The following is a 7,329-nucleotide window of genomic DNA, read 5'->3' on the forward strand; positions in this document are numbered from 1 at the left end:
CCGTTGCCTGTGCCTGGTCCATAGGCATAAAAAGCAAGACCTTCTTCTACGAAATTGCTCAGGTTGGGGTTACTGCGAATAGCTGCCGCTTCTCCTTCATTAGCAAACAAGTAGGTGCCAGGCAGACTAGTATTTTGAAAACGGAAGAATCCCTGTTGCAATGGATCGGTTTTTTGTTGAGCAACTTGAAAAGCAACCCCTTCCTCTACGAACTGCCTCAAGCCAGGGTTGTTGCGAATAGCGGCGGCCTCTACCTGATTAACAAACAAGTAGGTACCTGGTTGATTTGTGTTTTGAAACCGGATAAATGGGGTATTAAGTAGGTCCGCGGGATTGTCATTAATCAGGACTGACGCAGTGTTAGGCCCCTGACTAACTGTCACTACATCGCTTAGGGTATTGTTAGTGAGGTCCCCCACAGCTATGGAGTTAGGTCCACTGTCTACGGCAAAGGTAGCAGCGGATTCGAATGTTCGATCACCATTGCCCAATAGTAATGAGACATTATTATTGCTGTTGCTGGTCGTGACAATGTCTAGATTACCGTCGTTATTAAAATCCCCCACACCGATGGAAGAAGGAGTACCTGTCGTATTTAGGAAGATTATACCACCGAACGCTCCGCCACCATTACCAAACAACACCGATACGTTTCCATTATCTTTCGCTGTGGCAATATCTAGGTTACCGTCGTTGTCGAAATCTCCCACAGTCACATCGATAGGATTGGTTCCGGCATTAAAGTTGGTCGGAGTAAAGCCACCACTGCCATTGCCTATTAGTACCGAAACACTATTATTATTGCGATTTGCGGTAACTAGATCCAGGTTACCGTCATTGTTAAAATCTCCTGCAGCGATAGCGAAGGGATCTGTGCCTCCTATATTCAAGTTAAAGAAACTTGCGCCCCCAAACGTGCCATTGCCATTACCCAACAACAACGATACCTCTGAGGCCGCATCTTTCACTGTGGCAATGTCTAGATTACCGTCATTGTTGAAATCTCCTACGGTTACATCGATAGGATTGCTTCCTGCAGAAAAGTTGGTCGCAGTAAAGCCACCATTACCATTACCTATGAGCACTGACACGCTATTGTTGTTGCGATTTGCTGTCACTAGGTCTAGGTCGCCATCATCGTTAAAATCCCCTGCAGCAATAGCAAAAGGATTAGTACCTCCTATACTCAAGAAAGTAAAGTTTGGAGTCCCAAACGTGCCATCACCATTGTTCAACAGCACGGATACGTTTTCGTTATTTTTTGCTGTAGCTATGTCTAGAAAACCATCACCGTTGAAATCCCCCAATGTTACAGCAATAGGATTAACGCCTGTGTCATAAGTGATGAAGGGGTCAAAACGATCAAGAATGCCTTGGTAAATCTCTAAATGCGATCGTTCAAACGCTAATGATTCTGATATTTTACCTGTTGTTATTTCTAACAACCAATTACCACCAAGTTCTTTGGATCCCGTCTTAGTTGCCGAAGCTGCGATAACTGCGCCGGTTAACTCACTCAACTGATGAATGAACTGTTTACCAACATTCCCCTGCGCCACTTGGCAACTGTAGAGGGCAATTTCCTTGACGCCCCACTCCATTAAAAGACGGGAATATGCTGCTAATTGCTGAGAGTTTAAGGGATTTTTGCCGAGGAAAATTGTACCAGGTTCGCCGTGGGCGGCGATCGCCAGCTTAGTTGCCCCTGTTTCTGCCAATAACTGGGAAATAGTGGTTATGGCATCGGTCTGACTATTTAGTGTGTGAGCAACAACGCCGGGCAATAAGGCGTCGTACAGAGTCTCTAAGTCTTGAACCCGTTCGTCAAAAACAACAAGTGTATTTCTCTGGTCTATTGTTGATGACAATAACGAACGTCGGTTTTTTTCCATTAAAATTTTCATGGTGATTTGAATCCGTTTAATGTTTTCTTGGAGAGAATTGCTTTCATTGTTAGGCTGTCTAACGTTTTCTCCTTCAATGGCAGTCCTAACAAAAGTGCCCCTCTAAGCCTTGGGGCGACGATCGCCGAAAAGCAAAAATTTTCAACCAACTTTGAGTCCCATACTAGTTGCTATAACAACAACCTGCAAGGATTATCTTCATGAATCTTAACCTCAACTCTAATTAATTTCTCTATTTCATTTTGTTGTGGAGATTGGAAATTAGAATCACAAAAAAAAGAAAAAAAATTTAAATAGAATAGAAGAACCAGAAAAAAACTAGATTTTACGACTGGTTTCAGGCACTAACAAATCCTGGCGGATGAACACTACTTCTTTCTGCAAGAGGGTACCATCAATCGGCGATCGCCATTCGCCAGTTTCATCGTAATAACGGAAACCCAATTGTTCCAAGAGATTAAGCATCTCTAAAAAGACCAGGGCATTTTCGTCGTAGCGGACATAGGAAAGTTCTGCCACCACTAGATCCACCTGCTCGAGGAAATTTTTTGCCCCCGCCAAAACAATATGTTCGGCGCACTGCACATCCAGTTTAAGAATACCCCGTCCTTGGAGATTTTCTTCTTCGGCTACCTGGTCTAGGGTTTTGACTGCCACTGTCACCGTTTCATAATCCCGAAAGTCTGCTGGGGTGAGCAGGGAACTACCGTAAAGATCAGGGGAAACCTGAAAACTGAGTTGCCCTGACTCATCAGAAACGGCAATTTCTAAGAACTTAGCTTTGGGGATGTTTTTAAGGTAGTAATTACGGGCGGCCTGTTCATAGCGATTAATCAGAGGATCAATCAAAATAAACCGTGCTTCGGGAAAAAGTTGGCTGGCGGTGTGGGACCAAATGCCGTGGGAAGCCCCCACATCCATGACAAAATCTGGACGATAATTATTAACCTTTAAGCGCCGCATCACTTGATACACCTGGGCATAATCTTTGTAGATCAGGCTGGGTACTGGAGGTTCAATGAAATGCACTAAGTCAATCGGCGATCGCCGGAAGAGGGATTCAAAGCGGTCATCGGCGGCCTGTCCTTCAGCCAGTGAGTCCCAAATCCAACTATCAATATTTTGATCTCCAAATTTTTCCGCCACGGCTACGGCATTTTCCCTAAGAACTCTTTGACGTTGGGGGTCTAACACTTCGGCCACGGCGGCCCCAAAACTTTCTGGGGTATAGTCACAGACCACCCCAATCTGAAAACGATTAATAAAACTAGCGGCGGAGGTTTTTGGGCTCCCCATCAAAATTACTGGGGTGTTAGATGTGGCCAGGGCAAACAAGATCCGTCCAGGTAAGCTTAGCTGGGAAAGCTGGGGCTGGTCGTCGCGCTCATCCATGGTGCCATAGGGAACCACAATGAAAGGATATTCTTTCAGCTTTTCCACCAATTTATCTTCGGGAAAAAGCCCTTGAGGATAAATACCTTTAGCCCGTAAATCTTCATTACATTCCGTCAGCCAATAATATTTGGAGTTACCATACCAATCTAACTGCACGCCAGCTTCCTTCGTACTGCAGCAGAGGTCAGCAAACCATTTTTCACTCCAAATACTACCTAATAGAGCACCCCGTTTTTGTTCACAATTGTCTGAAGTGGGTTGAAAAATTTCTGTTTTGATTAACCCATGGGGAACCACCGCTGGCAAAATCCAAAACTTTAAACCAAATTTATTTTCGTACGCATCCCGCAGTTCTGGATGGGTGGCAAAGCGCACATCTGCCTTTTGCAAAAATTCCTCCATGAGGGCATCGGGAATGTTGTTGACCCGAACATTTTGATCATCCATGATCCAGACAGCCAAGGGCACTCCAAATAATTCCTTAATGGCAATCGCCGTCAGCACATCCTCCCTGTAATAAGGGACACAAAAGATCCGACTAACTTCGTGGTCAGCGAAAATTTGGGCAATATTGGTGAAAACTTGTTTACGACTCCAACCCCGCTGGGAAAGATGGTAAGACTCGAGACCAAAGTTATGGTCACCGCCGTAATGATTGTCAGATCGCACAGAAACAATTTGCCCATCGTTGGGAAATACCCGCTTGATCAAAGCTCCTGTGCCGTGGCGATAGGTGACTTCGTTGGGGGTAATGACCACACTGGCATCAATGATCTTGGCCGGTTTTTGTTGAACTTCAAAACGTGCATCCATGGCTTGACCTTGGGCAAGGGAATCCCAAATCCATTGGGCAATGCCGTCTGCACTGAGGTTTTTCCCAAGCTTAAAAGCTTGTTGGCGAATGCGCCCTTGGTTTTCTAACAAGTAATCAATTTTGGCGGAAAAGTCCTCCGTTTGGTAAGCACAGACAACACCAATGCCCTGGCTCTGGACAAATTGGGCCACGGCACTGTCGGGGGAACCCACCACCAGAATTGGTAAATTGGCGGTGGCGGTGATAAAGCAACTGCGAGAAGGCAGGCTTAGTTTTGTTAACTCTGGACGATCGCCGCTCTGGTCAGAATTACCTGTGGGAATAACGGCAAAATCAGCGGTTCGGAGGATATTAATCAACTCATCTTCCGGCACAAAGCCCTTAAAGTTAATGCCGTCTTCCCCCAACTCTGCTTCGGTAAAATTTAGCCAATCCCGGTTGGGGTTACCATACCAATCAATTTTTACCCCCGTGGGTCGACACAAAGACCGCAGTTGATCTAACCATTGTTGACTCCAGACATTGCCAATCATCACTCCCTGGCGCTCACTCGGCGATCGGTCCCAGCTCTGGGGTGGTTCAGTTTGGAGTAAATGCCCCTGCACCACCGGAGGCACAAACCAAAACTTACGCTTAAATTTGGCTTCGTAGGCATCACAGAGGGGGCGGGAAATGCCCAAGCAAATATCAGCTCGGTACAATAGTTCTTCCACCAAGCTATCGGGAACCTGGGGAGAGTAAATATTTTGATCGTCCATGATGAAAACACACAATGGACAGTTATACAGTCGCTTTAAGGCAATGGAAATTTGGTAATCTTCTGGGAAATAGGGTACCGATAAAAGTCTTCGGGGAGCGTAATAATGCAACAGCCACTGCACCTGTTGGGCAATGGTGACAAAACTTTCTCCCTGCACCAAAAAATGGCGATCGCCAAACTCCTGTTGCCCGCCGTAAAGATCATGGGAGCGAATTGTCAATAGCTCGTCAGAATTGGGAAAAAGTCTTTGTAGTAAAACCCCCACCCCATGATCAGCATTAATTTCACAATGGCTGATAATTATGTCCCTTTCCAAAGAGTGAATACTACGACCGAGAGCTTGGAGGGCATCGGCTAGCTCCTGTTGCAGGATGTAGTGATTCTCAGTTAATCCAGCTAATTCGGCCATGGTGATAATTAAGGGCTGTTAAAAAATCAGTAAAAGCAACAAAATTCAATTGCTTACCACGAGCTTTGACCCTGGAATCATAGCACACTGGTAAGATGATCAATAATCGAAAAACAACAACAAAAAGCGACTTCTCCCGTAGAAGAAATCGCCATAGAAATAGTTTCTGTAAATGTCAAATTGTTATTGAGTTAACCCCGCAAAGGTAGGTATTCTCAAAAACTTAATTTTTAGCTCAAGGCCTCGGGGAACCTAGGCTTCTTTCCGGGTGGAAAGGTCACCAACTTTAGCAAATACCCCAAATTCCACTTGCTCTTCCAAACCAGGATCAACCCCAGCAAATACATCCCGGAACAGAGTACGGGAACCATGCCAGATGTGACCAAAGAAGAACAGCAAGGCGAAGACGGCGTGGCCAAAGGTAAACCAACCCCGGGGACTGGTGCGGAACACACCATCGGAGTTAAAGGTTTCAGTGTCGAAGTCAAAGGCTTCACCCAATTGGGCTTTCCGGGCAAATTTCTTCACATCGCTAGGATTGTTGAAGGTTTGGCCATCCAAGGCACCACCATAGAAGCTGACGGTAACACCGGTTTGTTCGACACTAAATTTAGACTCGGAACGACGGAAAGGAATGTCGGCGCGCACAACTCCATCTTCATCGGTCATGATGACAGGGAAGGTTTCAAAGAAGTTGGGCATACGACGGACATCCAGTACCCGACCTTCTTTATCTTTGAAGACTGGGTGACCAATCCATTCTTGAGCAATGCCATCGCCACTGTTCATGGCACCGGTACGGAACAAACCACCTTTGGCGGGGCTGTTACCAACGTAATCGTAGAAAGCCAACTTTTCAGGGATAGTAGACCAGGCTTCAGATAGGGAAGCACCTTCAGCTAACTGGCCATCAACCCGTCGTTGAATTTCTTCTTGGAAATAACCCTTATCCCATTGGTAACGGGTAGGGCCAAAAAGTTCGATGGGAGTGGTGGCGTTGCCGTACCACATGGTACCGGCCACAACGAAAGCGGCGAAAAATACAGCGGCAATACTGCTGGACAATACGGTTTCAATGTTCCCCATGCGGAGAGCTTTATACAAGCGCTCAGGAGGCCGTACCGTAAGGTGGAAAAGACCGGCAATAATACCGACAATACCAGCGGCAATGTGGTGGGCTACTACTCCGCCTGGGTTAAAGGGGTTAAAACCTGATGGTCCCCATTCCGGCGCTACTGGTTGTACATGGCCCGTTAAGCCATAGGGATCGGAAACCCACATCCCAGGGCCCCAAACACCGGTGAGGTGGAAGGCACCAAAGCCAAAGCAGAGTAAACCGGAGAGGAAAAGGTGAATACCAAACATTTTCGGCAAATCTAAGGCAGATTCACCGGTACGGGGGTCAACAAATAATTCCAAGTCCCAGAAAACCCAGTGCCATACGGCAGCTAGGAACAGCAGACCAGAGAGGACGATGTGGGCAGCGGCTACCCCTTCAAAGGACCAGAAACCGGGATCCAAACCAGTTTCTCCAGTGACGCTCCAGCCATTCCAGGAACTGGTGACACCGAGACGGGCCATGAAGGGCAACACAAACATGCCTTGCCGCCACATGGGGTTGAGCACAGCATCGCTGGAGTCAAAAATGGCCAACTCATAGAGAGCCATGGATCCAGCCCAGCCAGCTACAAGGGCTGTGTGCATTAAATGGACAGAGATGAGTCGCCCTGGATCATTCAGGACAACTGTATGAACGCGATACCAAGGTAGTCCCATTGACGCTCCTTCTAGTAACGAATAGTGTTTTGTGTCTTAAAAGACGATTTAATTTTTATTCTGCGTTGGGTAAATAAAACCCTTGTCTATAGGTTGTGTTAACCGAACAAGACGGACAGAGTCAAGTTTTATCCATTATCCCTTACAAAGTGAGAATATTTTGAAGGATTGTAACGAGCGGCCAGGATTTCTGCAAGATGCCTAGGGGATGGAGAAAGGGGTTAACGGCGCTGGGAACGGTGTGGTTAGCCCCACCTTGCCTCCATAACGG

3 protein-coding genes are annotated in these 7,329 nt (G+C 46.6%); all 3 read right to left on the reverse strand.

Annotation, left to right across the window (positions count from 1 at the left end; all coding sequences use genetic code 11):
- The coding region (locus IQ219_RS13975) for an FG-GAP-like repeat-containing protein (RefSeq protein WP_194073010.1) at nt 1–1,904 on the reverse strand (1,904 nt) is incomplete at its 3' end.
- 318 nt (nt 1,905–2,222) lie between these two features.
- The gene (locus IQ219_RS13980; protein WP_194073011.1) at nt 2,223–5,282 is read right to left on the reverse strand and encodes an FkbM family methyltransferase; all 3,060 of its coding nucleotides are present in this window, start codon (nt 5,280–5,282) and stop codon (nt 2,223–2,225) included.
- A 252-nt stretch (nt 5,283–5,534) separates the two neighbouring features.
- Nucleotides 5,535–7,058 (reverse strand): photosystem II chlorophyll-binding protein CP47, encoded by a 1,524-nt coding sequence (gene psbB / locus IQ219_RS13985; RefSeq protein WP_190598054.1) that lies wholly within the window; start codon nt 7,056–7,058, stop codon nt 5,535–5,537.
- Nucleotides 7,059–7,329: the final 271 nt, after the last annotated feature.

This window comes from Synechocystis sp. LEGE 06083, from assembly GCF_015207725.1.
GTDB lineage: Bacteria > Cyanobacteriota > Cyanobacteriia > Cyanobacteriales > Microcystaceae > Synechocystis > Synechocystis salina.